The sequence below is a fragment of the Pseudomonas sp. R5(2019) genome (genome assembly GCF_009905435.1).
Taxonomy (GTDB): domain Bacteria; phylum Pseudomonadota; class Gammaproteobacteria; order Pseudomonadales; family Pseudomonadaceae; genus Aquipseudomonas.
This window is the reverse complement of sequence record NZ_JAAAMT010000005.1, coordinates 150,085-173,718: the sequence shown is the minus strand read 5'-3', so window position 1 is coordinate 173,718 and position 23,634 is coordinate 150,085. Positions and strand designations below refer to the sequence as shown.

The following is a 23,634-nucleotide window of genomic DNA, read 5'->3' as shown; positions in this document are numbered from 1 at the left end:
AGGCCCATTTTTGCTCTGCCAAGGCTGATTCACGCCCGGTAATGGCTAGGCGCAACGCCGCTCCAGCGCAGGAAGGCATGGCGGAAACTGGCGGCTTCACTGAAGCCCAGGGTCTCGGCGATGCGGTAAATGGGCAGTTCGTCTTCGGCCAGCAACTGCTTGGCACGTTCGAAGCGTAGTTCGTCGAGCAGCTCCTGGTAGCTGCTGCCCAATTCATGCAAATGACGGCGCAGCGTACGCGCCGAGCAGTTCATCAATCGCCCCAGGCCTTCAAGGCCGGGCGGGTTGTCCAGGCGTTCAGCCAGCAGTTGGCGAATCCGCCCCAGCCAGGCCTGGCGGCCGGCGAATTCGGTGTTCTGGCGGCGGCAGCGTTCGCTCATGGCGCGGTGCGTGATCTGTTCGGCCAGCGGCAGAGGCTGTTCCAGCCAGCGTTTTTCGAAGGCAAAGGCGTGGTCAGCGGCCCCGAACTGCAGCGGGCAATCGAAGCTTTCCCGGTAACGTTGTTGATAGTCCGGCGCGGCATGGCCAAAACGAGCGCCCAGCAGCGGCAGTGAGTGGCCGAGCAGGTCATCGCAGATCAGTTTCAGCGAGGTCAGGCAGAACTCGGCGTTGAACACCGCCAGATCCGCGCGATCGCCGTAATCGCTGGCACTGAACCAGACCCGGTCGCCATCCTCGATCAATTGCAGGTGGAAAAGTGTTCCCAGAAGCGCCGGATAGTGCAGCGCCAGGCGTAACGCGTCACCGAAGGTGGCACTGGACAGTAGGGCATAACCGAGAATGCCATAAGCCGAAACGTGCATGCGCCGGCCCAGGTCCAGGCCGATGTCCTGGCGCAACGCGACCGCATTGGCGCAGACCTGCATTTCCTGGTGGGTGGTAATGCGCGGGTCGGGGCGTGCCAGATCAGCCGCTGTGATGCCGCTGCCGGCCAGCAGGTCAGTATCTGGCAGGCCTTCGGCTTCAAAGGTTTTCAGGACCAGCGAGACAGCATTCAGCGTGGTGAGATGGGTATGCAGCATGCTCGGCTTCCGGCGGGGTGGCCGGTGGAGGCAGGCAAGTTGTGTGCCGGGGCTATCAGATCAGCTCACCGCACAGATCCAGCTCCAGCAATCGGCGAACTTCTTCAGCTGGCAAACCAGCACCTAACAGCGCCTGCAACTTACCGAACGCCGCCTCTCGGGTCATGCCGCCACCTGACACCACACCCACACCCCGCAAGCGGCTACCCGCCTCGTAGATGTCCAGCTCCACACCGCCCTCATGGCACTGGGTAATCGCCACGACGACCACCCCACGTGCTTGGGCATGAGCCAAAGCCGCCATGAATTCAGCACTATCACAGGGCCCGGTCCCGCTGCCAAAGCACTCCAGCACCAGCGCCTGCACGCCGCTGTCGATCACGGCCAGCAGCGGCTGGGCCGAAAACCCCGGCACCAACGGCAGCACCGCAACATTGGCGACTTGCTTGGGCTGACGGTAATCCAGCGCCGTCGGCCATTCGCTGACTCGCTTGGCACCGCCCTGACGGTCGAGCCTGGCAAACGGATGACGACCGAAGCTGCGCACCTTGGCGCAGCGTGTCGGTGCCAGCAACTCGCCGTGGAAATACAACTGCACACCCGAGGCCTCACCCGCCGCCAATGCCAGCAGAGCGCCATTGAGGTTCTCCCAGGCGTCGCTGTCCGTCGCACCCGCAGGCAACATGGAGCCGGTAAACAGCACCGGCACGTTCAGCCCCAGCAACTGGAAGCTCATGGCCGCGGCGCTGTAGGCCAGGGTATCGGTGCCGTGCAGGATCAATACGGCATCGCAGCCGTCTTTTTCCACAGCCTCGATAATCGCTTCACGCAGGCGCTGCCAGTAGACTGGCGTCATGTTGGCGCTGTCGATCAGCGGCAGCAGTTCGCGAAAGCTCCAGTGCGGCAGGATCAGTTCCGGGCGTTCGGCCAGTTGCTCGCGCATGCGCTGTTCGAACCCCGAAGCCGGTGCCAGGCCATTGGCACTTTCTTGCATGCCAATGGTGCCGCCGGTGTAGAGCACCTTGATGTGCTGAGTAACGGTCATCGCCCTATCTCCAGGTTCAGTACAGGCCAACAGTACAGAAGACGGGTCTAGAAGTAATAGCCGATGTTGATGTTGGTCCGGTAGTACCACTCGTTGCTGCCCGAGGAGCTGGTGCTGGTCCAGCCGGTAGCGTTTTCCGCGCCGCCGAAGGGGTTGGCGTTCTTCGCCCAGGTCAGGTCGACCCAGGCCATGATCGGCATGGCCAGGAACTGCGCGCCGACGGTGAACATCTGCGAGTCATCCCAGCCGCTTTTGTCTTTCATCAGCCGGCTGTAGTCGTTGTAAATCTTGATCTTCTTCAGCTGCCCCAGGCCCGGGGTGAAGATGTCGTAGCCGACGTTGAGCGAGGCGATGGTGGCCTTGGAGGCGATCAGGAAGGCCGGGGTCAGACCGTTGCCACCCATCAGCACCGAGTCATCGCTGACACCCGCCGGGTTCTTGGGGTTGTACTCGTAACGAATGCCTTGGGTCGTGACAGTCCAGGGCCCGGCGTTGAACACCGCATGCACGCCGCCGGCCCAGTAATCGCCGTCGTCATGGGTGGTGGCGTTGTAGAGTTGGGCGGCGGCCATTGAAGCGCCGATTTCGGTTTTCCAGCCGGCACCGACAAAGGTGCGGGCTACGCGGGCGTTGAGCTGGTTGTGCTTCTCGTTGTCCTGGCGCGATTGGGTGAACGCCACGGCGTTGTCATTGAGGTCTGCGTAGCGGCCGACTTCCGGTGAGTAGCGAATGCCGGTCGGCAACATACGCGGGAAGTAGCCCAGCTGCAGGTCCCATTCCTTGTCCTTGTAGCTGTACTTCAGGCCCGTGCCGGCGCTGACGCCGTAGCCCATGAAAAACGGGATGTGATAGCTCCAGCCAAACTGTGGATAAGGTTCCAGGCCGAAGGGCTTGAACGGTGCGCCCAGTTGCAGGTTGGAAGCGCTGTTGAAGCGATAGCCGACAAAGCCCCGGTCGATGGAACGCTTGCCGTCGTCCTGAAACCAGTAACCGACATCGCTGAACAGGTGCTTGTGGGTGGCCTGAACATCCAGCCGGAAGGTGTCGAACAGTAACCGGCCGTTGTTTTCGGTGGTGTCCCAATGTTCATCGCGGTAGTTCACCCGCAAGGCGCCGCCGATATCCAGCGAACTCTGGCCGTCGTCGCTGCGCAGGGCGATATGAGGGAACGGCTTTTTCACCGCCGCCGGTTGATCCGGCGCCGCCGGGCCGGGTTCCGAGGCAAAGCTTGCGCCGCAACTGATCATCAGGCCCAGGCCTATTACGTACTTCTTCATCATGACCACCCCTGCAACGTTGAATGGTAAAACGATCGGCAATACTTACCCGTCGCCCTCTGATGGGAGGGTGCGTGTCGGGTTTATTGTTTTATAAGTAAGACGCTGTTTCTGCGTGTTGACTTGAAGAGGGAGAGAGCATGAACTGTGCCAAGCAATGGCTGTTTTTAATTGGTGTATAAATCTATATAAAACAGTTATTTATATTTGAAACGACAGAAGTTGTGCCATCCCTGAAACAGGACTGAACGGTTGTAACTTCCGCGCACACTGAGTGTGCACGAGGGCTTTTGTGGGGCGCATAAAAAAGCCGACATAATTGTCGGCTGCAGGGTTATGGCCGCCTTTTGTAGGAGCGGACCTGGCCGCGATGGGCTGCGAAGCAGACCCCGGGGCCGCTGCGCGCCCCAGCGCGGCCAGGTCCGCTCCTACAAAAGAGGGTGCACCTCAAATGTCCAATACCAGGCGCCGACTCTTGCAGCCGGACACACACACCATCATCGACTTGTTCGCCGCCCGCTCGGCCTTGGTCAACACACCATCGCGATGGTCCACATCACCCTCAAGTACTTTGGTTTCGCACGAACCACAGACACCTTCCCGACAGCTGTAATCAATGTCACAACCGGCTTCCAACAACACATCCAACAGGTTCAACCCGGGCTCTACCGACAAGGTCTTGCCGGACTTTTTCAGCTCGACGCTGTAGCTGTTCAGGGCGTCTTCGGACGGCGGCAGCTCGGCGGCGGTGAAGCGTTCGATGTGAGCATGCGGATAGCCCAGGCCTTCGCAGGTGCTTTCGAACGCATCCAGCATTGGCGTCGGGCCGCAGCAGTAGAAGTGCGTATCCGCAGGTTGACCGGCCAGGTAAGTGGCCAGATCCGGCATCGTGCCTTTCTCGTCGTTGAAGTGGTACAGCACCCTGGCATTCAGACCGCTGATCTCTTCGATCAGCGCCGCTTCCTTGCGGGTACGGGCGCAGTAGATCAATTCGGCGGATTTGCCCAGCGCCAGCAACTGGCGAAACATGCAGTAGATCGGCGTAATGCCGATACCACCGGCCACCAGCACGCTGTGTCGGGCGCTGGTGTCGAGTTTGAAGTTGTTGCGTGGCTGGGAGATTGGCAGTTGCATGCCGACCCGCAGTTGGCCATGGACGAACTCCGAGCCGCCGCGGCTGTTGCGGTCACGCAGGATGCCGACCACATAACGCCCCCGGTCGCTCGGCGAATTGAGCAGCGAGTAGCTGCGCACCAGCCCGTTGGGCAGGTGCAGGTCGATATGCGAGCCCGCTTCGAACGGGGCAAATACCGTGTCGCCATAAGGCCGCAGCTCGACGCTGATAATGCCTTCGGCTTCATAGCGCAGCGTGTGAACCAGCGCGTTGATCGTGGAATTGGACATCGGTCACCTCACTCGTTACAGCTGCTTGGCGTCGATCAGTTCGAGCTGGGCCTTGGCCGCGCTCTTGAGGTAGCGGCGCAGGCGCACCACACCCAGATCGTGCTGGTAGAGGTTTTCGCGCTGATTGGCGTCCGGCTCCATGAACTCCAGCATCACCCGGTCTTGTTCCAGCACCGCCCAGTGGCGCGCTTCCAGACGGTTCTTGTAGAGGAAGCGCCAGGTGTCGCGCTGCCAGCCGGTCAGCGGGCGGCAGCGCCAGTGGAATACGGCCGAGAGCGAACGGCTGCTGGGGGTGTAGCTGCCGATGATGGTGAAGTTACCGCCCGGGCCGCCGGTTTTCGGGTAAGGGATTTCCAGGCGCAGCCAGTGGCAGCCGTTGTCGAGGAATTCGGTCCAGTCGAAGTTCACGCCGCGCTGGCCTTCCTTCTCGAAGAAGAAGCCTTGCTCGGTGTCACGGGTGACGAATTTGGCGGTGGCTTCGCCTTCGCTCATCGAGTGCGACATTTTGTGCAGGTAGGTCCCGTGCATCGGGTCCATGACGTTGTCGAGCACGTAGCGGTAGTCACCTTTCCACTCGGTGTAGCAGACGAAGCTGCTCCACTGCGGCGAGGTCAGTTGCTCGGGCAATACCAGCTCTGGCGGATTTTCGATGTGCGGGTCGGTGGCGTTGAACAGAAAGATCGCGCCGGCCGCTTCGCGGGTGTGGAACATGCGCGTCGGGCGTGCGCCTTCGAGTTTGCAGCCAGGGCTGCCGGGCACCTTGGTCACGGTGCCGTCACAGCGCACTTCAACGCCGTGGTACGGGCACTGCAAACGGTCGCCCAGGATCGGCCCCTGGGACAGCGGCGCGCCGCGATGCGGGCAGTGGTCTTCCAGCGCATGGACCGTGCCGTCGTTATCGCGCCACAGGGCAATCTTGTAGCCCAGGCGGCGAATCGACAGGGGTTTCACGCCCAGTTGATCGGACGGGATAACAGGGAACCAGAGGTCTTTCAGACCGTTGGCCAAGTGGTTCTCAACAGGATCGACGGTGAATTGCGTATTCATTTTTTATCTACCTTCAACGGGTCATTCGCCCAGCCGAGCCATCAGGGTTTTATAAGCGTCTTCGGTCCACTCTCCGGTGGTCAGCGGGCAGGGCGGACCGGCATGGTTCAGGTGCGCGAGCAAGGCGCCCAGCTCCGTGACACCGTTGCCGAAGGCGCGCTCGATGGAGTCGCCGAGCAACTCTTCGAACTGGGTGTTGGGCCGTTTGCGAGCCTGATGCGGCTCCAGGTAACGTTCGGTGGTGCTCATGTCATTGATCTCCAATGCAGAAAACGGATGCGCTCAAGGCTTGGGTTCGTCTTTGGGCTTGTCGGTGAGGAACTTGCCCTTGGGCGCCTCAACGTTGTGCTGGCGTCGGGTGTTGCCGTCGATCCCACCGGCAATCGCCCACTCGGCAAACACCGTCGGGCCGGGCTCGAAGGTGCGCGGTTGCCATTCGCCGGTCAGTTGGTCTTCGTCGGCGTAGTACTCCACCAGCGCACCGGCCGGGTTCTTGAAGTACCAGAAGAACGCTGACGACACCGGGTGGCGGCCCGGGCCGATTTCCGTGTCCCAGCCGCTACGCGAGACGTGCATGCCGCCGCCGAACACTTCATGCACATCGCGCACGGTGAAGGCGACGTGGTTCAAGCCGGCGCGTGGCGCGGGCAGTTGCAGCATGAACAGGTCGTGGTGGCCGCCTTCTTCGGCGGTGCGCAAAAACGCGCCGCGATCCGGGTAACGGTCCGAGGCCTGGAAGCCGAAACGCTCGTGGTAAAAGGCTTCGCAGGCGTTCACGTCCTTGACGAAAAACACCACGTGGCCCACTTCAATCGGCGTAGCGCGCTCGTACACCGGTGCCGGCTTGTTGATCCGGCCCTTGGTTTCCCAAGTGTTGTGGCCGCTGCATTCGATCTGAAGCTCGCGCTTGCGGGTGACCTGCAAGCGAATCGCCAGGCCGTTGGGGTCGGTGCAGCCGATGCGGCCGTTGCCTTCGACAAACCCTAAGTCGTTGGCGATGCGCTGGCTGTACAGCGCCAGGTCCGCCTCGCTCTCCACACCCCAGACCACTTCGCGCACGGTCGAACCGGCCTCGATGGCCGGCGGCAGGCCGGGTTTGTTCAGGTCGGCGAGGACCACGCGGCAGCCGTTGAGGGTTTCGAAAATCACCTCGTCAGGCTGCTCGCTGACCTTGCTCAGGCCCCAGTCGCTGAAGAAGCGCACACAGGTGTCGAGGTCTTCGACGCCATAGGTGATTTCATCAATACCTAAAACGCTCATGACGTTACCTCTCAGTGTCCGCTGGCCCAGGCCAGTGGCTGTTCATTCATGCCCCAGTAGAGGCTCTTCTGTTCCATGTACTGCAGGATCCCCAGGCGGCCCTTTTCACGGCCCAGGCCGCTGTCGCGCCAGCCGCCGAACGGGGTCGAAATAGAGAACTGTTTGTAGGTGTTGATCCACACCGTGCCGGCCTGGATCTTGCGGCCCAGGGCCCAGGCGCGTTTGTAGTCGCGGGTCCAGATACCTGCAGCGAGGGCGTAGAGGCTGTCGTTGGCTTGTTCGATCAGCTCGGCTTCGTCATCGAATGGCATGGCCACCAGCACCGGCCCGAAGATTTCTTCCTGGCAGGTTTGCTGGCGGTTGGTCAGGCCTTCGAGGATGGTCGGCGGGAAGAAATAGCCTTGGTCGTAAATGCCGCCCACCGGGCGCTTGCCGCCCAGCCGCAGACGACCACCTTCGGCCAGTCCCAGCGCTACGTAGCGCTCCACCGATTCGCGGTGCGCAGCGCTGACCAGCGGACCCATTTGCGTACCCTCATCGGCCGGGTCGCCCAGGCGAAGTTGCGCCGCGCCCGCCACCAGCCGCTCCATGAACGGCTCGTACAGCGAGCGCGCCACGAACAGCCGGGAGCCGGCGATGCAGGCTTCGCCCGAGGAGCTGAAAATACCGTAAAGCACGCCGGCCACGGCGTGGTCCAGATCGGCGTCGTCAAGGACGATGGTCGGCGACTTGCCGCCCAGTTCCAGCGACACCGGCATCATCTTGTCGGCAGCGATATGGGCGATGTGCTTGCCGGTACGGGTACCGCCGGTGAACGACACACGCTTGATCAGCGGGTGTTGGGTCAGGGCATCGCCGAGCACCGAGCCTTTGCCCGGCAGCACGCTGATCAAGCCCTTGGGCAGGCCGGCGTCTTCACAGATCCGGGCCAGTTGCAGGGCCATCAGCGGGGTGATCTCCGCCGGCTTGATCACCACCGCGTTACCGGCGGCCAGGGCGGGCGCGACTTTCTGCGCTTCGCTGGCAATCGGCGAGTTCCACGGGGTAATGGCCGCGACCACGCCCATGGGCTCGTACACGCTCATGGTGACGAAATCGCCGCGGGACGGGGTGATGGTTTCTTCCAGGGTTTCGCAGGCGGCGGCAAAAAACTGGAAGGTGCCGGCGGCACTGGCCACCAGGGCACGGGTTTCACCCATTGGCTTGCCGTTGTCCTGTCTCTGCAACTGCGCCAGTTCTTCACTGCGCTCGCGAATCAGCTCGGCAATGCGGTACAGCACACTGGCGCGCTCATGGGGTTTGCGCTGCGCCCAGCCGCTGTGGATAAACGCTTGATGAGCGCCTTGCACGGCCTCTTCAACGTCATCGAGGCTGGCCGCGTTGAGCCAAGCCACTGGCTCACCGGTGGCCGGGTAGCGGGTGGCGTAACGTTCGCCACGGCCCAGGCGCCAGGTGCCGGCGATGCAAAGAGGTAAAGTCTGTTCCAGAGTCATTTGGCTTCCCCTAGATGGAAATCGCATGGGCATGGTTGCCCAGGGCGCGGACCACGCTGTAAACGGTCAGCGCAGAGGTTTTTGGGTTGGCTTGCAGCGGCTTGCCGCGCAGGCTCAGTTCAAATCCGCCAAAGGCGCCACGGGCCTCGAACTGGTGGACGTTCTCGTCACTGTTCGGGTCGGCGATCAGCGTGACCTGTGTGCGGTCCAGGCCAAGTCCTGCCAGCGACAGGGTGGCGGCGACGTTGGCATTTTTCGGGTACAGGCGTGCGGCTTCGCGAGCGCTGCCCTGAAAAATCACCGTGGCCTGGGTGATGCTGTCCAAGTCGCAGACCTGCTCGCCGGGCGTGTTCTTCCAGGCCCGCGCCGGCTTGCGGCCGGTGTAGCTGACCGCGTCCAGGCCACCGACCTTGGCGGCCGACAGCGCATCGATACCGCCGATGGCGCCCGGCAGCAGTTCAATGCGGGTCTGGCCACGCTCGGCTGCCGCTTCCAGGCGCTCGACCAGGCCGACTTCCGACAGCGCACCCACCGAGACGATCAGGCAGGCGATGCCGCGCTCAAGGGCGGGCAGCACATGTTCCTCGATGGCCCGGTGGCCGGCACACTCGACCAGAAGATCCGGGTGAGCGTCGGCGGGCAGGGCGGTCAGCACCTGTGGTGGCCGCTTGAAGCTGGCCAGGCGCTGGCGAACCAGCTCAGCCGAACCCTCTGACGCGATGACGTAATCAACGCTCAGTTGCGGGTCCTTCTCCAGCAGTTCCAGCACACCGACGCCGATGGCGCCGCAGCCGATCATGGTGATATGCAACATGCGGCGATCCTCAGGCAGTGGCCTTCTGGGCCTTGGTTTCCATGTTGGGCGGGCCGGCAAACTGGGTGGCGAAGTTGCCCACCGCGAGCATGTCGACCTCCAGCAGGAACGGGCCCGGCTCGCTCAGCGCGCCTTCGACCACGCGGCCGAAATCCTTCAAGTCAGAGACCAGCGCATGACGCAGGCCCATGGACTCGGCAAGCTTGGTGTAGTCCGGGGTATGCAATTGGACGTAGGCGTGGCGGGCGCCATAAATGGCGTCCTGAATATTGCGAATCACGCCGTAACGCTGGTCGTTCATCAGCATGATCACCACGTTGGCCTTCTCCTGAACCAGGGTCGCCAGCTCACCGAGGTTGAGAATGAAGCCGCCGTCCCCAGCCAGGGCGAACACCTTGCGCTCTGGTGCGGTCTCAGCCGCCGCCACGGCCGCGCCGATGGCCATCGACAAGCCCTGGCCAATACCGCCGCCCAGAGCGTGCACGCCCGCGTTTGGGTGGTAGAGGTTGATCAGGCGGTTGCCCCAGATGCTGTTGGACAGCGTCACGTCGCGGACCCAGGAGAAATTTCGTCCGGTCGAGGCTTGCAGCTGTTCGACCATGGCCGAATACGGGCCCAGATCGGCGATCAGTTGCGCATGGGATTCGGCGCGCACTGCTTTCAACTCGCTGAGGAAATTCGGGTCGGTTTGCAGGCGTCCTTCCAGGCGATCAGCCAGACCATCCAGCGCCAGTGCCGAGTCGCCGCAGATGAACAAATCGCTCGAGTAGCTGCGCCCTTCGATCGCCGGGTTGGCGTCGATGCGCAGGGTGGTGCGCGGCAGCTTCAGGGCGTACTTGAACGTTTCGTTGCTGCGCAGGCGCGAGCCGGCCACCAGCAGGGCGTCGCAGGTCTGCAGAAAGTTTTCCACCCGCTTGTTCTGCGAGAACGCGCCCAGGCAGCGCTCGTCGTCTTCGTTGACCACGCCACGGCCCTGGGTCGAAGTGATCACACCCACGCCCATGTCCAGCAGGCGCTTGACCTGCTTGCCGGCATGGCGGGCGCCGCCGCCGAGCCAGAGCATCGGGCGCTTGGCGCTGGCCAGGCGTTCGGCGACCAGATCCAGCGCTTCGGGAGCAGGCACAGCGACCGGGATCGGCAGCGGCGACAGGTCGGTCGGCATCGGGATAAAGGTCGACTGAATGTCGATCGGGATTTCGACGCTGACGGGGCCGGTCGGCGCGGTCAGGGCGGTCTGCACGGCCAGCTTCATCGTGCTCAGCGCGGTCTCGACGCTGCGCACGCGGAAGGCGGCCTTGGACACGGCCTTGAGCATGGTCAACTGGTCACGGGCTTCGTGGATATAGGCGAAGTCCTGATCCAGGTACGGTGTTTCGATCTGCCCAGTGATGTGCAGCAGCGGCGTGCCGGCAGTCTGGGCTTCAACCATGGCACCGGCGGCGTTACCGGCGGCGGTACCGGTGGAGGTCAGGCACACGCCCAGGCCGCCGGTGGTGCGCGCATAGGCATCGGCCATGTTGGTGGCGCCGGCTTCACCGCGGGCCATGACGAAACGGATATTGCCACGCACGGCGAAGGCATCGAGGATCGGCATGTTGTGGATCGAGATCACGCCGAACGCGGCTTTCACGTCGCATTGTTCGAGGAAGGCGGTGATGACCGCGCCTACGGTGACAGTGTTTTCATTACGCATGGCGGGACAGGCCTCCAGAAACGTCGATATGGCTACCTGTGGTGTAGGCCGACAGGGGTGATGCCAAAAACAGGATCGCGCGGGCTGCCTCGACGGGCAGGCCCAGGCGGCCCAAGGGAATGTGTTTGCGTTGAGCCAATTGCGCGGTCCATTGCGACCAGTCCAGTTCGCGCTCTTCGCGGGCTTCGAAGCGGCGGCGCCATTGGCCGGACTCGACCAGACCGATAAGGATGCCGTTGACGCGGATGCCGTCGGTGGCGAACTCGGTGGCCATGGAACGCACCAGATTCTTCAGCCCCGCGCGGGCGGCTGAGGTGGCGACCATGTGCGGCTCCGGCTGGCTGGCCAGCAGCGAATTGACGCAGACGATGGCGGCGTTGCGCTGACTTTTGAGCTGGGCCATGAAAGCGCGCACCGGGTAGATGACCGAGAAGAACTTCAGGTTCAGCTCTTCGCTCCAGGCTTCATCGGTCGTGTCGGCAAAGGTCGACACGCGGCCTTGGCCGGCGTTGTTGATCAGCACCTGGGCCGGGCCGAAGGCGTTCTCGCTGGCAGTGGCGAAGGCTTTGACCGAATTCGCATTCAGCACATCGCACACCTGCGCCAGCAAACGGCCTTCGGGAAAGCGCTCGCGCAACTGCGCCTCGGCGCTGCGCAGGCGCTCCGGGTTACGGCCACAGAAGGCCACGTTGGCACCCGCTTCCAGCAACAGTTCGACACAGGCAAGGCCGATGCCGGACGAGCCGCCGGTGACAATGGCGGTGCTGCCTTGCAGTTGATAAAGGCTCATCTCAGTCCCTCATCAGCGCGGTGACGCGGCCGTGCGAAAGGTTCGGTGTGTAGTTGAGCAGGCGCGACAGCTCATCGGCGCTGCGGCGCACCTGGTTCACGGTTTCGTCGAAATTGACGTGGCCGATTTGCACGGTGGGAATGGTCACCCCCAGTGCGGCAACGATGCGGCCGCTCTGGTCGCGCACCGGCGCGGCGACCGTGGAGATGCTCGATTCGAAGAAGCCTTCGCCGCTGACAAAGCCGCGTTGGCGGTCGGTCTGAACCAGGTTGAACAGTTCCAGCACGGTGTTTGGCGTGCAGTTCGAGTGCCGTTCCAGGTGCTCTTCGGGGTACAGCTCGCGCAGCTCGGTCAGGCTCAGGTCTTCGAGCAGGATGCGGCCCAGCACGGTGGCGTGGGCGGGCAGGCGCGTGCCGACGCTGACGGCGCTGGAGAACACCGACGGCGGCGACACCTTGGCGACATAAACGATCGAGCGACCATCGCGCACTACCAGGTTGCTCGGGTAGTTGAGGCGGTCACACAGGCGAGCGAGCAGGGGTTGGCCCAGCTCGGTCAGCTCAAGAGAGGCGAGATATTCAAAGCCCAGGCGCAGAACCGACATGCCCAGGCGGTATTCGTTGCCGCTGCGGGTGACGAAGCCCATGATTTCGAGCGTGGTCAGCAGGCGGAAAATGGTCGAGCGTGGCAGTTCGAGGCGACGCGCCAGTTCCGGCGCGGTCAGGGTGCGGTTTTGCCGGCTGAACTCGCAGAGCAGCAACAGGCCGCGCTCCAGGCCAGGCACGATGTATTTGTCTTGCGGGTCTTTCATCAGATCCGAATCGCTCATAGCGCACTACCTGTCAAAGATTGCTTGAGGGCATAGGCCAGACGGCCCGTCACCACATGAGGTTGTTCGATGGGGCTGGCGTGCCCGGCATCGGGAATCAGGCTGAACGGCGCATCCAGTGCCTTGGCCAAGCTCAGGCAGGCCGTCGGCACGGTGATGCTGTCGGCTTCGCCGCAGTGCACTTCGCAGGGCACAGGCAGCGGTGCGTAACGCAGCAAGTCATCGCCGCACAGCAGCTCGATGGCCTGGCGATAGCCTTCGACGTTGAGTCGGGCCATGTTCCAGCGCACCCAGGCCAAGGCGGTGTTGCTGGCCTTGGGCGAGAGCATGTGGGCGCTGCGCTGTTCGGCCATCTGCTCGATGCCCAATTGCTCCAGCGCCTGCAGGCGTTTGCTGCGCACTTGCTGGCGCTGGATTTCCCGGGCCGGGTCGCCATAGCCACGGGCGGGGCTGAGCAGCACCAGCCGGCTGACCCGTTCACGGCCCAGGCCGCTGGCGAATGCCGCTGCGGTCAGGGCGCCGAGCGAATGGCCGACCAACACACAACGCTCGATGCCCAGCGCGTCCAGCGTCATGAGCAGGCGTTCGGCGTAGTCGCCAGCCACCGGTGCTGATTGCGTCAGTGGTGTTGAAGCGCCGTAGCCCGGGGCATCCCAGGCAATGACCCGGGCGCGCTCGCTCAGTTGTAGCGCCACCTGCAACCAGGATGCAGCACCGGAACCGATGCCATGCAGCAGTACAATGGCTGGCCCGTTGCCGACTTCGCGCACGGCTTGAACGCCGTCGTCGAGCGTCAGCAACCGCTCGGCAAAGCGGCTGTCGAGCAGTGACTGGTTGGCGGCGGTCAGGTCTTGGATGGCGTGTAACATGGGCTTATCCGCGCTTGATCGAAGCCAGAGGGTGCTCTGGCGGGTAGGTCGGGGTGACCGGCTTTTTCGCGCCGAGCATCACGCACATCAGCGCGTCTTCATCGCCGATGTTGATCTCTTCGCGGTACACGCCTGGCGGTACGGAAATCACGTCACGGTCGGTGAGGATGGTTTCAAAGCGCTCGCCGTCTTTCTCGATGATCACCTTCAGCTTGCCGCGCAGTACGAAGAACACTTCTTCGACGTCGGTGTGCAGGTGGGGCGGGCCTTCGTGCCCGGCCGGGATCACCATGGTGGAGAAGGTGAAGTTCTCCGACGGGATGGTGTTCATGTCGCTGCTCACGCCAGTGCCGCCGGTGCCGATGTAGCGCATTTGCGCACGGCGGAATTTGGGGTCGTAGTCGGCCTGGAACTTCAGCGCGTTCCAGTCGTACTTGCGGGTCTCGTAGCGGGCGATGCGGGTTTGCATCCAGCCGGCCAGGTCGGTGCCTGCAGGTTGCTCCCAGGTTTTCGGGGCGGTTTGTTGGGATAGGTCAGTCATGATGTTCTCCTGATCAAGGCATGACGAACCCGCCGTTGACCGGCAGGGTTTGTCCAGTGATGAAGCGCGACAGGTCAGACAGGCCGAACAGCACGGCACCGCTGACATCGGCGGGAAGTTGTGGACGTTGGATCGCCCGTTGTTCGGTGTAGAGGCGGTGGCGCGCCTCGGGCACATAGGCGGTGGCTTCCACCAGCACCAGGCCCGGGGCGATGGCATTGACGGTGATGTTGTCGTCGCCCAGCTCACGGGCCAGGCTGCGGGTCATGGCGATGATCGCGCCCTTGCTGGCAACGTAGGCCAGCAGGTTCGGCGCGCCCCACAGCGGGGTGTCCGAGGCCAGGTTGATGATCGCGCCCTTGCCGCTGGCGCGCAGGGCCGGCAGGCAGGCCTTGGTCATCAGCCAGGTGCCGCGCACATTGACCTGCATGACCTGATCCCAGGTGTCGATAGTCAGTTCTTCGCAGGTCTTGCCGCCGGAGTTGGTCACCGAAGCGTTGTTTACCAGCCCGTCAAGGCCGCCGAGGCTGGCCACGGTGTGGGCGACGCAGGCTTCGATGGAGGCTGGGTCGGCGAGGTCGACGGTGACGCCGACCACGTCCAGCTCCTGAGCCACCAGTTCGGCAGCCGATTGCTGCACGCGCTCGGCGAGAATATCGGCGATCACCACGCGGGCACCGGCCTTGGCGATGGCTTCGGCAAAGGCGAAGCCCAGGCCACGAGCGCCACCGGTGACCAGCACGCGGCGGCCTTCGAGCAGTCGATTGAGGGCAGTCATCATTGAGTACTCAGCATGGCTTTGGGCATGTAGTGCAGAACGCGTTTCTCGGCCCAGACCACGGCGCCGTAGGCGAGCACACCGATCAGGGTGAGCATGACGATGGCGACGAACACGCCGGCGGTGTTGCCCTGGCCTTCAGCATCGACCAGCAGGAAGCCCAGGCCCTGGTTGCCGCCGACCAGCTCGCCGACGGTGACGCCGATCACCGCAAGGGTGGAGGCAATCCGCAGTCCCGAGAACAGCGCGGCCATGGCCGAGGGGAATTCCACCAGGCGGAAGATCTGCCAGCGGCTGGCGTTCATGGTGCGCACCAGGTTGATCATGTCCGGGTCCACGGTGCGGATCGCCGAGAGCACGTTGATCATCACCGGGAAGAACACGATCAGGATGGCGATCAGAATCTTCGGGTAGATGGTGTAGCCCAGCCACATCACGAACAGCGGGGCGAAGGCAACTTTCGGGGCGATCTGCAAGGCCAGGATGTACGGCGAGAGCATGGCTTCGGCCGACGGCGAGAGGCCCAGCGACACGCCGATCATCACGCCCAGCAGGGCGCCGAGGGCAAAGCCGACGATGATCTCAAAGGCGGTGATCAGGGTGTGTCCGAGCAGTCCGCTGGACTGCCACATCACCACGCTTTCCTGGGCCACGCGGCTCAGTTGCGGCATGACGAATTCAGGCATCCCCAAGAGGCCGGGGCCCCATTGCCAGAGCACCAGAAAGAGGACTAACAGGGCCGTGCTGCCCAGCACGGAGGAATTCAGGCTTTTCATCGGTTGGGTACCTTATTGTGATCCGCGACTAGTTGGCGGCTGTCGTGGTTTCGATGAACTGATTGGTGTAGAGGTCGTCAAGCTTCGGTTCCTGGCTGACGATGCCTTCGCTGACATAGAACTGGCGGACCTTCTCCAGACGCGCCGGGTCGATCCGGCCGAGCACGGCCTGCTTGGCGTAAACGTGTTCGACGTAGAGCTTGAAGGTCTTCTCCAGCGAGTCTTCCTTGCCGGCATAGGCGGGCACGGCCTTGGCGAAGGTCACTGCGGCGGCGCGTGGGTCTTCGATGATGTCGCGCATGCCTTGCAGGGTGGCCTGGACCACGCCGCGAATGATCTCGGGGTGGTTCTTGATCGCGTCGTCGGAAGCCATGATCGACTGCGCCATGCTTTCGAAAATCTGCTCCTGCGGGATCAGCTTGATCGGCGTGTCGGCTTCCTCGGCGTTGGTCACCCAGTCCGGCACGCCGGCCATGGCTTGGGACTTGTTCGCCGAAAACAGCTGCCAGACACCGGACGGGCCGGCGGCCTGGACGTTCACGTCGGATTTGCTCAGGCCGGCTTTGCGCAAGGAAGCGAGCAGGGCGTAGTAGGTGGTGTCCGAGTACGACATCACGGTCAGGGTCTTGCCCTTGAGGTCGCTGATCGAATGGATGTTGTCGCGGGCATTGGTAGCGATCATGGTCACGCCACCGGCGCCGAGCACCGCCACGTTACGCACGGGAATGCCGTTGGCGCGCACCACGATCGGGGTGTCGCCAATGGCGCCGCCGATCATCGCGTTGCCGGCACCGATCTGCTTGGCCACATCGACACCGCCCTTGGCGGCGATAAAGGTCAGGTTCAGATCCTTCTGGGTGTAGTAGCCCTTTTCCTTGGCGATGACCCATGGCGCGAAGGCCGGGGAGTTCGGCGGCGCCGGCAGCAGGTAGGTCACGTCAGTGGCGGCCTGCGCGCTCAGGGCCAGGCTGAGGCCTGCGGCGCAGCTGAACGTTTTCATCAGAATCTTGAACATGCGTGCTCCTGAATCGTTGATGGGCCGGTGTGGCCGGTGATCAATGCAGTTCGGTGTCTTCGCCCACCTTGAGCAGCGCCATCAGGCGACCGGCCAGTGGGCCGATTTCCGGCAGCTTGCGACGCTCCAGCGGGTTGTCGCGAAACGGCAGGTCGACGGTGATTTCTTCGATGATGGTGCCGGGGCGGGCGCTCATGACCAGCAGGCGGTCCGACATGGCGATGGCTTCGACCAGGTCGTGGGTGATGAACAGGGCGGTCTTCTTTTCTTCGAAAAGCATCTTGGCCATGTCCTGCTGCAGGATCATCTTGGTCTGCGCATCGAGGGCCGAGAACGGCTCGTCGAGGAACAACACCTGCGGGTCGATCGCCAGAGTGCGAGCCAATGCCGCGCGTTGACGCATGCCACCTGACAGCTGGAACGGATAGTGGTCGGCAAAGCCTTGCAGATGGCAACGCTTGAGCAGATCTTCGGCGATGGGCTGGCGCTGGGACGCGGGCATGCCCTGAATTTCCAGGCCCAGCTCGACGTTGTGGCGAATGCTGCGCCATGGCATCAGCAGGTCCTTCTGCAGCATGAACGCGACCTTGCGCACCGGGCCGTTGACCGGCTCACCGCCGACGAACACCTCGCCTTCGCTGGGGCGATAAAGGCCCGAGCCCATGTTGAGGATGGTGCTCTTGCCACAGCCCGACGGGCCGATGATCGAAACCACCTCACCACGACGGATCTTGAAATTGACTCCACGGATGGCGAAGGGCGCTTCTTTTGCACCCTTGGCCGGGAAACATTTGCCGACATTACGGAATTCGATTTCCGTCGGCTCCAGGCCTTCCTTGGGCGCTTGTTGATTCCATTGCGGGGCGATTGCGTACATCTCTTTCACAGCCATTGGGGAGGTCTCTGGTCTGTTTTATAGGTGATACGTCGTTTAGTGCATGAACAATGCCAGTTACTTGAACGGACACTTTTTATTAAAAAGTCCTTTTAAATTAATTGGTTACGCATACGCGCTTATTTCTTGGTCGTTTCATATATGAAACGTGGTTTCTCCCGTGGCACGAATTTGCACAGTGGTTGAACGCCGTTTGAGCACTTGCCTGGAAACAGGGTTTTTGAGGTAACGCCAAAGAAGGGAGGTGTTACAGCGCTGTTCAACAGGTAAAACAAATGGCTCAGGGAATTAACGCTATCCAATGTGTAGGAGCGGACCCGGCCGCGATGGGCTGCGCAGCAGCCCTAAATTGCGATGACATTGCGCAGATCGCCGGGGCCGTTTCACGGCCCATCGCGGCCAGGTCCGCTCCTACATAAAGCGCGCCTTGCCGGGCGATTAGCAGGAGGTTTATAGTCCACCCCGTCGCCCACATGGCGACCGGGTTTGGCGACCCGCAACAGACGAGCAGCGGTGGTGCTTTTTTAAGCAACACGTCGTTGCAACGTATGGCTGCTTTATAGAGCAGCTGCGATCGCCAACTTTGAATGAGATTTGCCCATGCCCCGCTATATCCCCCTCACCGACATAGACCTTGATAACCCCAGCCTGATGATCGACAGCGAAGTACCGCCGTTGAGCATCCATGCCACTGCGCTCGCGCGGATTCGAGCGGCAACCGAGATGATGGAAAGCCTGTCCCGAACCGAGGTCGCCAGGGCTGATGGCGTTGATCTGCAACATATCGCCCAGGCGGCCACGATGCTGATGCGTGATGGGTGTGATTTGCTGGGGGTATTGGGAATTCAGCTTCGGGCGTTGCCTGCGAAGCTTTAAAGGCATAAAGGCCATACCGAAAACACACAGATCTAAAGCCGAACAAACAAGGCTGGCAACTCCAAACTCACAGGCCATGGCACGTTGCAACAAATGTGGGAGCGGATTTATCCGCGAAGCGCCGCGCGGGCGGCGCGCGATCTCAAGAACAAAGGAAAAACCAAGGCAGGCACCTCACACGGCTCATGCGATCTGCTGGCAGGCCCCCTCGCCTCCTCCATCAGAATGAAGAGAGTTGCCTGAGAACCGTATCAAGGCTTCCAGGTGCTTGCCTTGGGTTTTCCGGCGCTGCCGAAATCGAGCGCCGCCCGCGCGGCGCATCGCGGCGGTCCGGCGTTCCGGTAAATCCGCTCCCACATTTGTTGCAACGTGCCATGACCTGTGAGATTGGGGTTGTCAGCTTTGCTTGTAGGGCGGGAGATCGCGGTGGCGCAGGCATAAAAAAAAGGGCCCGGAGATCATCGTCTCAGGGCCCTGAAAGGTGAGAGGTGTCTAGTCCCTCGACCTGGTGAGCGTTACAGCGTGTGGCTTAGGCCTTCAGAGGCACCAGACGCGGAGCAATCATGTTTTCCGGTTTCAGGATGTCGGCGAGCATGACCTCGTCGAGCAGGCCTTCTTCGCGGACCAGTTCCAGTACGCCGCGGCCGGTTTCCAGCGCGATGCGGGCGATACGGGTGGCGTTCTCGTAACCGATGAACGGGTTCAGTGCGGTGACCAGGCCGATCGAGTGTTCGACCAGTTCACGGCAGCGCTGTTCGTTGGCGGTGATGCCGACGATGCAGTGCTCGCGCAGCATGTCCATGGCGCGTTGCAGCAGGCGGATCGAGTCGAAAATCTTGTAGGCGATCAGCGGTTCCATCACGTTCAGCTGCAGCTGGCCGCCTTCGGCCGCCACGGTCAGGGCCAGGTCGTTACCCATGATTTCAAAGGCAACCATGTTGACCGCTTCCGGGATCACCGGGTTGACCTTGCCTGGCATGATCGAGCTGCCTGGCTGACGCGCTGGCAGGTTGATCTCGTTGATGCCGGTACGCGGGCCGCTGGACAGCAGGCGCAGGTCGTTACAGATCTTCGACAGCTTGACCGCGGTACGCTTGAGCATGCCGGAGAACAGTACGAAGGCGCCCATGTCGGAGGTGGCTTCGATCAGGTCGGCCGCCGGTACCAGTGGCTGGCCGCTGATGGTGGCCAGGCGCGTAACAGCCAGGTGCTGGTAGCCAGGGTCGGCGTTGATGCCGGTGCCGATGGCGGTACCGCCCAGGTTCACTTCGGTCAGCAGTTCCGGTGCCAGCGAGCGCAGACGGTTGAGGTCTTCGGTCAGGGTCGTGGCGAAGGCACGGAATTCCTGGCCCAGGGTCATCGGTACAGCATCTTGCAGCTGGGTACGGCCCATTTTCAGGACGTGGCTGAACGCTTCACCCTTGGCCGCGAAGGCCTGGATCAGGCTGTCGAGGCTGGCCAGCAGCGCGTCGTGACCCAGCAGCAGACCCAGGCGAATCGCCGTTGGGTAGGCGTCGTTGGTCGACTGCGCCATGTTCACGTCGTTGTTCGGGTGCAGGTATTTGTATTCGCCCTTGCTGTGGCCCATGGCCTCCAGCGCGATGTTGGCGATGACTTCGTTGGCATTCATGTTGGTTGAAGTGCCAGCGCCGCCTTGAATCATGTCCACCACGAACTGGTCGTGGAAATCGCCGCGGATCAGACGTGCACACGCTTCGCTGATCGCTGCGTGCTTGGCCTCGCTCAGGTGGCCCAACTCGCGGTTGGCGTCAGCAGCGGCCTGCTTGACCATCGCAAGGCCGACGACCAGTTTCGGGTAGTGCGACAGCGGAACACCGGAGAGGTGAAAGTTATTCACGGCTCGCAGGGTCTGGATGCCGAAATACGCGTCAGCAGGAACTTCGAGCGTGCCGAGCAAGTCTTTTTCGATGCGGAATGATGCAGCGGAGGACATGATAGAGATGATCTCAGTTTTGGCCCGGCCTGTGCCGGAATGCTGCTAATGCTAGGCTTGTGGAATATTTCTGCCCAATGCTGTTGCACGCTGCCCTATGCACAAACGGCATAATGTTGGCTGTGACGCCGAGACTGATTCGAGCGTATGAATTTTATTTGACGTGTCCGTGGAGGACGTCATGAACCTGGAAAGTAAATGGCTGGAAGATTTCAGCGCGCTGGCTGCCACACGCAGCTTCTCGCAGGCGGCCGAGCGCCGCTTTGTGACCCAGCCCGCCTTCAGCCGTCGGATTCGCAGCCTTGAAGCGGCGCTCGGGCTGACCCTGGTCAACCGCTCGCGCACCCCCATCGAATTGACCGCCGCCGGGCAGCTGTTTCTGGTGACCGCGCGCACGGTGGTCGAGCAGTTGGGCGAAGTGCTGCGTCACCTGCATCATCTGGAAGGCGGGCAGGGCGAAGTCATGCAAGTGGCGGCGGCCCATTCGTTGGCGCTGGGGTTCTTCCCGCGCTGGATCGCCCAGCTGCGCAATGAAGGCTTGAACATTGCGACGCGTCTGGTCGCCACCAACGTTGGCGATGCCGTGCATGCCCTGCGCGAAGGCGGCTGTGACCTGATGCTGGCCTTCTATGACCCGGACGCGGCGCTGCAGATGGATGCCGAGATTTTCCCGTCCTTGCATCTGGGTCATACCGAAATGCTGCCGGTGTGCGCGGCCGATGCCGACGGCAAACCGCTATTTGACCTGGAGGGTGACGCCAGCGTGCCATTGCTTGCCTACAGCGCCGGCGCGTTTCTGGGGCGCTCGGTCAACCTGTTGCTGCGCCAGCGCAATCTGCGTTTTACCACGGTGTATGAAACGGCCATGGCCGACAGCCTCAAAAGCATGGCGCTGGAGGGACTGGGTATTGCCTGGGTGCCGCAATTGAGCGTGCGCGCCGAGCTTGCCCGGGGGGAACTGGTGGTGTGTGGCGGCCCGCAGTGGCACATTCCGCTGGAAATTCGCCTGTACCGCTGCGCCCTGGTGCGCAAGGCCAACGTGCGATTGCTCTGGCGCAAACTCGAAGGCGGCGCGGCCCAAGGCACCGCTTGACTCCAGAGTCAGCCAAGGGCTTGAAAATTCAAGCCGACAGTTGGTCGTCAGGGGGCTTTCAAGCGGGCGCTTTGCGGTATACTGCGCGGCCTTCGGCCGGTCCAACCGGCCCTTTTTCGCATAACAAGCCACGCCGGTAGTCCCCGCGTGGCTTGTTGTTTTTTGACGCGCCTGCGGGCGCCAAAGCAGAAGAGGCACGACGATGAGCGCACTGGTTGGCGTGATCATGGGCTCCAAGTCCGATTGGTCCACCCTGAGCCACACGGCTGATATGCTGGAAAAACTCGGCATTCCTTATGAAGTGAAGGTCGTTTCGGCACACCGGACACCGGACCTGCTGTTCCAGTACGCCGAGGAGGCCGAAAGCCGCGGCATCGAGGTGATCATCGCCGGTGCCGGGGGCGCTGCCCACCTGCCAGGCATGTGCGCCGCGAAGACGCACCTGCCGGTACTCGGCGTGCCGGTGCAGTCTTCCATGCTGTCGGGCGTCGACTCGCTGCTGTCGATTGTGCAGATGCCGGCTGGCATTCCGGTCGCGACCCTGGCCATCGGCAAGGCTGGCGCGATCAACGCCGCGCTGCTGTCGGCGAGCATCCTGGGCGCCAAGCACCCGCAATTCCACGCCGTGTTGAAGCAATTCCGCGCTGAACAGACAGACAACGTCCTGGACAATCCAGATCCACGCCAGGCCTGAGGTTTCAAGCATGAAAATCGGTGTAATCGGTGGCGGCCAGTTGGGCCGCATGTTGGCTCTGGCGGGTACTCCGCTGGGGATGAACTTCGCTTTCCTCGACCCCGCGCCGGACGCCTGTGCCGCGCCGTTGGGCGAGCACCTGCGCGCCGATTACGGTGACCAGGACCATCTGCGCCAGCTGGCTGACGAGGTCGATCTGGTGACGTTCGAGTTCGAGAACGTGCCGGCTGAAACTGTCGCCTTCCTGTCCCAGTTCGTGCCGGTCTACCCGAGCGCCGAAGCCCTGCGTATCGCCCGCGATCGCTGGTTCGAAAAGAGCATGTTCAAAACCCTGGGCATTCCGACCCCGGATTTTGCCGACATCCAGTCGCAAGCCGACCTGGACGCCGCGGTGGCCAGCATCGGTCTGCCGGCCGTGCTGAAAACCCGCACCCTGGGCTATGACGGCAAGGGTCAGAAGGTGCTGCGCACCGCTGCCGACTTGGTCGACACCTTTGCCGAACTCGGCAGCGTACCGTGCCTGCTCGAAGGTTTCGTGCCGTTCACCGGTGAAGTCTCGCTGGTCGCCGTGCGTGCTCGCGATGGCGAAATCCGCTTTTACCCGTTGGTGCACAACACCCACGAAAACGGCATCCTGCGCCTCTCGGTGGCCAGTGAAGACCACATGCTCCAAGGCCTGGCCGAAGACTACGCGAGCCGCGTGCTCAAGCAGCTCAACTACGTCGGTGTGCTGGCGTTCGAGTTCTTTGAAGTCGACGGCGGCTTGAAAGCCAACGAAATCGCGCCGCGCGTTCACAACTCCGGGCACTGGACCATCGAAGGCGCCGAGTGCAGCCAGTTCGAAAACCACCTGCGTGCCGTCGCTGGCCTGCCGCTGGGCTCGACCGAAAAGGTCGGCGAAAGCGCCATGCTGAACTTCATCGGTGAAGTGCCGCCGGTAGAACAGGTGATCGCGGTCGACGACTGCCACCTGCATCACTACGGCAAGGCCTTCAAGGTCGGCCGCAAAGTCGGTCACGCGACCCTGCGTTGCGCCGACATGGACACCCTGGTGCAGCAAATCGCCAAGGTCGAAGCCCTGATCGCGGGCTGATTCGCGAGTGCCGGCAGCCGGGAACCTTCCCGCTGCCGGCTCCCTCTGATGGCAGGATGCCAAAGTGCTGACTAGGCTGTGGCTTGGTCACTTCACTCAGAGGCAATCCCATGGGAATTATTGGAACCATCTTCATCGGCCTGATCGTTGGGCTGCTGGCCCGCTTCCTCAAGCCGGGCGATGACAGCATGGGTTGGATCATGACGATTCTGCTGGGTATCGGCGGCTCGTTGGCAGCGACTTACGGCGGCCAGGCGCTGGGCATTTATCAGGCAGGCCAGGCAGCCGGTTTCTTCGGGGCGCTGGTCGGCGCGGTCGTGCTGCTGGTGCTGTACGGCCTGATCCGCAAAAAAAACTGACTCACTGACTGACCAGA

Annotated in this window: 24 protein-coding genes; 5 read left to right on the top strand and 19 right to left on the bottom strand. The window is 62.4% G+C overall.

What is annotated here, in order from left to right; genetic code table 11:
- Window positions 1-29 precede the first annotated feature (29 nt).
- From GUY40_RS05785 to GUY40_RS05700, 18 genes are all read right to left on the bottom strand, one after another.
- Complete coding sequence (locus GUY40_RS05785) at window positions 30-1,022, bottom strand: AraC family transcriptional regulator (protein ID WP_166567978.1); 993 nt, start codon at window positions 1,020-1,022, stop codon at window positions 30-32.
- A 55-nt stretch (window positions 1,023-1,077) separates the two neighbouring features.
- On the bottom strand, window positions 1,078-2,067 hold the full coding sequence (locus tag GUY40_RS05780) for an asparaginase (RefSeq protein WP_166567977.1): 990 nt from the start codon (window positions 2,065-2,067) through the stop codon (window positions 1,078-1,080).
- Between the two features lie 47 nt (window positions 2,068-2,114).
- Window positions 2,115-3,344 carry a hypothetical protein gene (locus GUY40_RS05775; protein WP_166567997.1) on the bottom strand — a complete coding sequence of 410 codons (1,230 nt, stop codon included), beginning with the start codon at window positions 3,342-3,344 and terminating at the stop codon, window positions 2,115-2,117.
- Between the two features lie 447 nt (window positions 3,345-3,791).
- Window positions 3,792-4,748 carry a PDR/VanB family oxidoreductase gene (locus GUY40_RS05770; protein WP_166567976.1) on the bottom strand — a complete coding sequence of 319 codons (957 nt, stop codon included), beginning with the start codon at window positions 4,746-4,748 and terminating at the stop codon, window positions 3,792-3,794.
- Between the two features lie 15 nt (window positions 4,749-4,763).
- Entirely contained in the window at window positions 4,764-5,795 is a 1,032-nt protein-coding gene (locus GUY40_RS05765; RefSeq protein WP_166567975.1) for an aromatic ring-hydroxylating dioxygenase subunit alpha, read from the bottom strand.
- 21 nt (window positions 5,796-5,816) lie between these two features.
- The gene (locus GUY40_RS05760; protein WP_166567974.1) at window positions 5,817-6,044 is read right to left on the bottom strand and encodes a recombinase-like helix-turn-helix domain-containing protein; all 228 of its coding nucleotides are present in this window, start codon (window positions 6,042-6,044) and stop codon (window positions 5,817-5,819) included.
- Between the two features lie 33 nt (window positions 6,045-6,077).
- On the bottom strand, window positions 6,078-7,055 hold the full coding sequence (locus GUY40_RS05755; RefSeq protein WP_166567973.1) for a VOC family protein: 978 nt from the start codon (window positions 7,053-7,055) through the stop codon (window positions 6,078-6,080).
- 11 nt (window positions 7,056-7,066) lie between these two features.
- Window positions 7,067-8,548 carry an aldehyde dehydrogenase gene (locus GUY40_RS05750; protein WP_166567972.1) on the bottom strand — a complete coding sequence of 494 codons (1,482 nt, stop codon included), beginning with the start codon at window positions 8,546-8,548 and terminating at the stop codon, window positions 7,067-7,069.
- A 10-nt stretch (window positions 8,549-8,558) separates the two neighbouring features.
- Entirely contained in the window at window positions 8,559-9,362 is an 804-nt protein-coding gene (locus tag GUY40_RS05745) for an aspartate dehydrogenase (protein ID WP_166567971.1), read from the bottom strand.
- A gap of 10 nt (window positions 9,363-9,372) precedes the next feature.
- Window positions 9,373-11,055, bottom strand: coding sequence for a thiamine pyrophosphate-binding protein (locus GUY40_RS05740; RefSeq protein ID WP_166567970.1), 1,683 nt, complete (start codon window positions 11,053-11,055; stop codon window positions 9,373-9,375).
- Complete coding sequence (locus tag GUY40_RS05735) at window positions 11,048-11,845, bottom strand: SDR family oxidoreductase (protein WP_166567969.1); 798 nt, start codon at window positions 11,843-11,845, stop codon at window positions 11,048-11,050. The genes GUY40_RS05740 and GUY40_RS05735 overlap by 8 nt, the downstream gene beginning before the upstream one ends.
- Before the next feature lies 1 nt (window position 11,846).
- On the bottom strand, window positions 11,847-12,674 hold the full coding sequence (locus tag GUY40_RS05730) for an IclR family transcriptional regulator (protein ID WP_166567968.1): 828 nt from the start codon (window positions 12,672-12,674) through the stop codon (window positions 11,847-11,849).
- Window positions 12,671-13,543, bottom strand: coding sequence for an alpha/beta fold hydrolase (locus GUY40_RS05725; RefSeq protein ID WP_166567967.1), 873 nt, complete (start codon window positions 13,541-13,543; stop codon window positions 12,671-12,673). Before GUY40_RS05725 ends, GUY40_RS05730 begins: the two co-directional genes overlap by 4 nt.
- A 4-nt stretch (window positions 13,544-13,547) precedes the next feature.
- Entirely contained in the window at window positions 13,548-14,084 is a 537-nt protein-coding gene (locus tag GUY40_RS05720; protein ID WP_166567966.1) for a cupin domain-containing protein, read from the bottom strand.
- Window positions 14,085-14,097: 13 nt separating this feature from the next.
- Window positions 14,098-14,865 (bottom strand): SDR family oxidoreductase, encoded by a 768-nt coding sequence (locus tag GUY40_RS05715; protein WP_178117696.1) that lies wholly within the window; start codon window positions 14,863-14,865, stop codon window positions 14,098-14,100.
- Complete coding sequence (locus tag GUY40_RS05710; RefSeq protein WP_166567965.1) at window positions 14,862-15,638, bottom strand: ABC transporter permease; 777 nt, start codon at window positions 15,636-15,638, stop codon at window positions 14,862-14,864. Before GUY40_RS05710 ends, GUY40_RS05715 begins: the two co-directional genes overlap by 4 nt.
- Window positions 15,639-15,666: 28 nt before the next feature.
- Window positions 15,667-16,653, bottom strand: a complete 987-nt coding sequence (locus GUY40_RS05705) for an ABC transporter substrate-binding protein (protein WP_166567964.1) — start codon at window positions 16,651-16,653, stop codon at window positions 15,667-15,669.
- 40 nt (window positions 16,654-16,693) lie between these two features.
- A complete protein-coding gene (locus GUY40_RS05700; RefSeq protein ID WP_256675651.1) occupies window positions 16,694-17,530 on the bottom strand; it encodes an ABC transporter ATP-binding protein in 837 nt (278 codons plus the stop codon).
- A 618-nt stretch (window positions 17,531-18,148) separates the two neighbouring features.
- Between GUY40_RS05700 and GUY40_RS05695 the strand changes: the two genes are divergently transcribed.
- Entirely contained in the window at window positions 18,149-18,424 is a 276-nt protein-coding gene (locus GUY40_RS05695) for a short-chain dehydrogenase (protein WP_166567962.1), read from the top strand.
- A 529-nt stretch (window positions 18,425-18,953) separates the two neighbouring features.
- Here GUY40_RS05695 and aspA read toward each other — a convergent pair.
- Complete coding sequence (gene aspA / locus GUY40_RS05690; RefSeq protein ID WP_166567961.1) at window positions 18,954-20,378, bottom strand: aspartate ammonia-lyase; 1,425 nt, start codon at window positions 20,376-20,378, stop codon at window positions 18,954-18,956.
- A 181-nt stretch (window positions 20,379-20,559) separates the two neighbouring features.
- On the opposite strand from aspA, the gene GUY40_RS05685 reads away from it, so the two are divergent.
- The 4 genes from GUY40_RS05685 (at window position 20,560) to GUY40_RS05670 (ending at window position 23,617) form a co-directional block, all read left to right on the top strand.
- Window positions 20,560-21,471, top strand: a complete 912-nt coding sequence (locus GUY40_RS05685) for a LysR substrate-binding domain-containing protein (RefSeq protein WP_166567960.1) — start codon at window positions 20,560-20,562, stop codon at window positions 21,469-21,471.
- A 202-nt stretch (window positions 21,472-21,673) separates the two neighbouring features.
- The gene (gene purE, locus GUY40_RS05680; RefSeq protein ID WP_166567959.1) at window positions 21,674-22,165 is read left to right on the top strand and encodes a 5-(carboxyamino)imidazole ribonucleotide mutase; all 492 of its coding nucleotides are present in this window, start codon (window positions 21,674-21,676) and stop codon (window positions 22,163-22,165) included.
- Between the two features lie 10 nt (window positions 22,166-22,175).
- Window positions 22,176-23,258 (top strand): 5-(carboxyamino)imidazole ribonucleotide synthase, encoded by a 1,083-nt coding sequence (locus tag GUY40_RS05675; protein WP_166567958.1) that lies wholly within the window; start codon window positions 22,176-22,178, stop codon window positions 23,256-23,258.
- 110 nt (window positions 23,259-23,368) lie between these two features.
- Window positions 23,369-23,617, top strand: coding sequence for a GlsB/YeaQ/YmgE family stress response membrane protein (locus tag GUY40_RS05670; RefSeq protein WP_166567957.1), 249 nt, complete (start codon window positions 23,369-23,371; stop codon window positions 23,615-23,617).
- The last annotated feature ends 17 nt before the right edge of the window (window positions 23,618-23,634 follow it).

Bases quoted from the DNA above. Each gene is read 5' to 3' on its own strand.
- purE (WP_166567959.1), top strand. From the start codon at position 21,674: ATGAGCGCACTGGTTGGCGTGATCATGGGCTCCAAGTCCGATTGGTCC.
- GUY40_RS05745 (WP_166567971.1), bottom strand. From the start codon at position 9,362: ATGTTGCATATCACCATGATCGGCTGCGGCGCCATCGGCGTCGGTGTG.
- GUY40_RS05765 (WP_166567975.1), bottom strand. From the start codon at position 5,795: ATGAATACGCAATTCACCGTCGATCCTGTTGAGAACCACTTGGCCAAC.
- GUY40_RS05710 (WP_166567965.1), bottom strand. From the start codon at position 15,638: ATGAAAAGCCTGAATTCCTCCGTGCTGGGCAGCACGGCCCTGTTAGTC.
- GUY40_RS05730 (WP_166567968.1), bottom strand. From the start codon at position 12,674: ATGAGCGATTCGGATCTGATGAAAGACCCGCAAGACAAATACATCGTG.
- GUY40_RS05740 (WP_166567970.1), bottom strand. From the start codon at position 11,055: ATGCGTAATGAAAACACTGTCACCGTAGGCGCGGTCATCACCGCCTTC.
- GUY40_RS05695 (WP_166567962.1), top strand. From the start codon at position 18,149: ATGCCCCGCTATATCCCCCTCACCGACATAGACCTTGATAACCCCAGC.
- GUY40_RS05720 (WP_166567966.1), bottom strand. From the start codon at position 14,084: ATGACTGACCTATCCCAACAAACCGCCCCGAAAACCTGGGAGCAACCT.
- GUY40_RS05755 (WP_166567973.1), bottom strand. From the start codon at position 7,055: ATGAGCGTTTTAGGTATTGATGAAATCACCTATGGCGTCGAAGACCTC.
- GUY40_RS05750 (WP_166567972.1), bottom strand. From the start codon at position 8,548: ATGACTCTGGAACAGACTTTACCTCTTTGCATCGCCGGCACCTGGCGC.
- aspA (WP_166567961.1), bottom strand. From the start codon at position 20,378: ATGTCCTCCGCTGCATCATTCCGCATCGAAAAAGACTTGCTCGGCACG.
- GUY40_RS05685 (WP_166567960.1), top strand. From the start codon at position 20,560: ATGAACCTGGAAAGTAAATGGCTGGAAGATTTCAGCGCGCTGGCTGCC.
- GUY40_RS05770 (WP_166567976.1), bottom strand. From the start codon at position 4,748: ATGTCCAATTCCACGATCAACGCGCTGGTTCACACGCTGCGCTATGAA.
- GUY40_RS05670 (WP_166567957.1), top strand. From the start codon at position 23,369: ATGGGAATTATTGGAACCATCTTCATCGGCCTGATCGTTGGGCTGCTG.
- GUY40_RS05780 (WP_166567977.1), bottom strand. From the start codon at position 2,067: ATGACCGTTACTCAGCACATCAAGGTGCTCTACACCGGCGGCACCATT.
- GUY40_RS05775 (WP_166567997.1), bottom strand. From the start codon at position 3,344: ATGAAGAAGTACGTAATAGGCCTGGGCCTGATGATCAGTTGCGGCGCA.
- GUY40_RS05735 (WP_166567969.1), bottom strand. From the start codon at position 11,845: ATGAGCCTTTATCAACTGCAAGGCAGCACCGCCATTGTCACCGGCGGC.
- GUY40_RS05760 (WP_166567974.1), bottom strand. From the start codon at position 6,044: ATGAGCACCACCGAACGTTACCTGGAGCCGCATCAGGCTCGCAAACGG.
- GUY40_RS05725 (WP_166567967.1), bottom strand. From the start codon at position 13,543: ATGTTACACGCCATCCAAGACCTGACCGCCGCCAACCAGTCACTGCTC.
- GUY40_RS05715 (WP_178117696.1), bottom strand. From the start codon at position 14,865: ATGATGACTGCCCTCAATCGACTGCTCGAAGGCCGCCGCGTGCTGGTC.
- GUY40_RS05785 (WP_166567978.1), bottom strand. From the start codon at position 1,022: ATGCTGCATACCCATCTCACCACGCTGAATGCTGTCTCGCTGGTCCTG.
- GUY40_RS05700 (WP_256675651.1), bottom strand. From the start codon at position 17,530: ATGTACGCAATCGCCCCGCAATGGAATCAACAAGCGCCCAAGGAAGGC.
- GUY40_RS05705 (WP_166567964.1), bottom strand. From the start codon at position 16,653: ATGTTCAAGATTCTGATGAAAACGTTCAGCTGCGCCGCAGGCCTCAGC.
- GUY40_RS05675 (WP_166567958.1), top strand. From the start codon at position 22,176: ATGAAAATCGGTGTAATCGGTGGCGGCCAGTTGGGCCGCATGTTGGCT.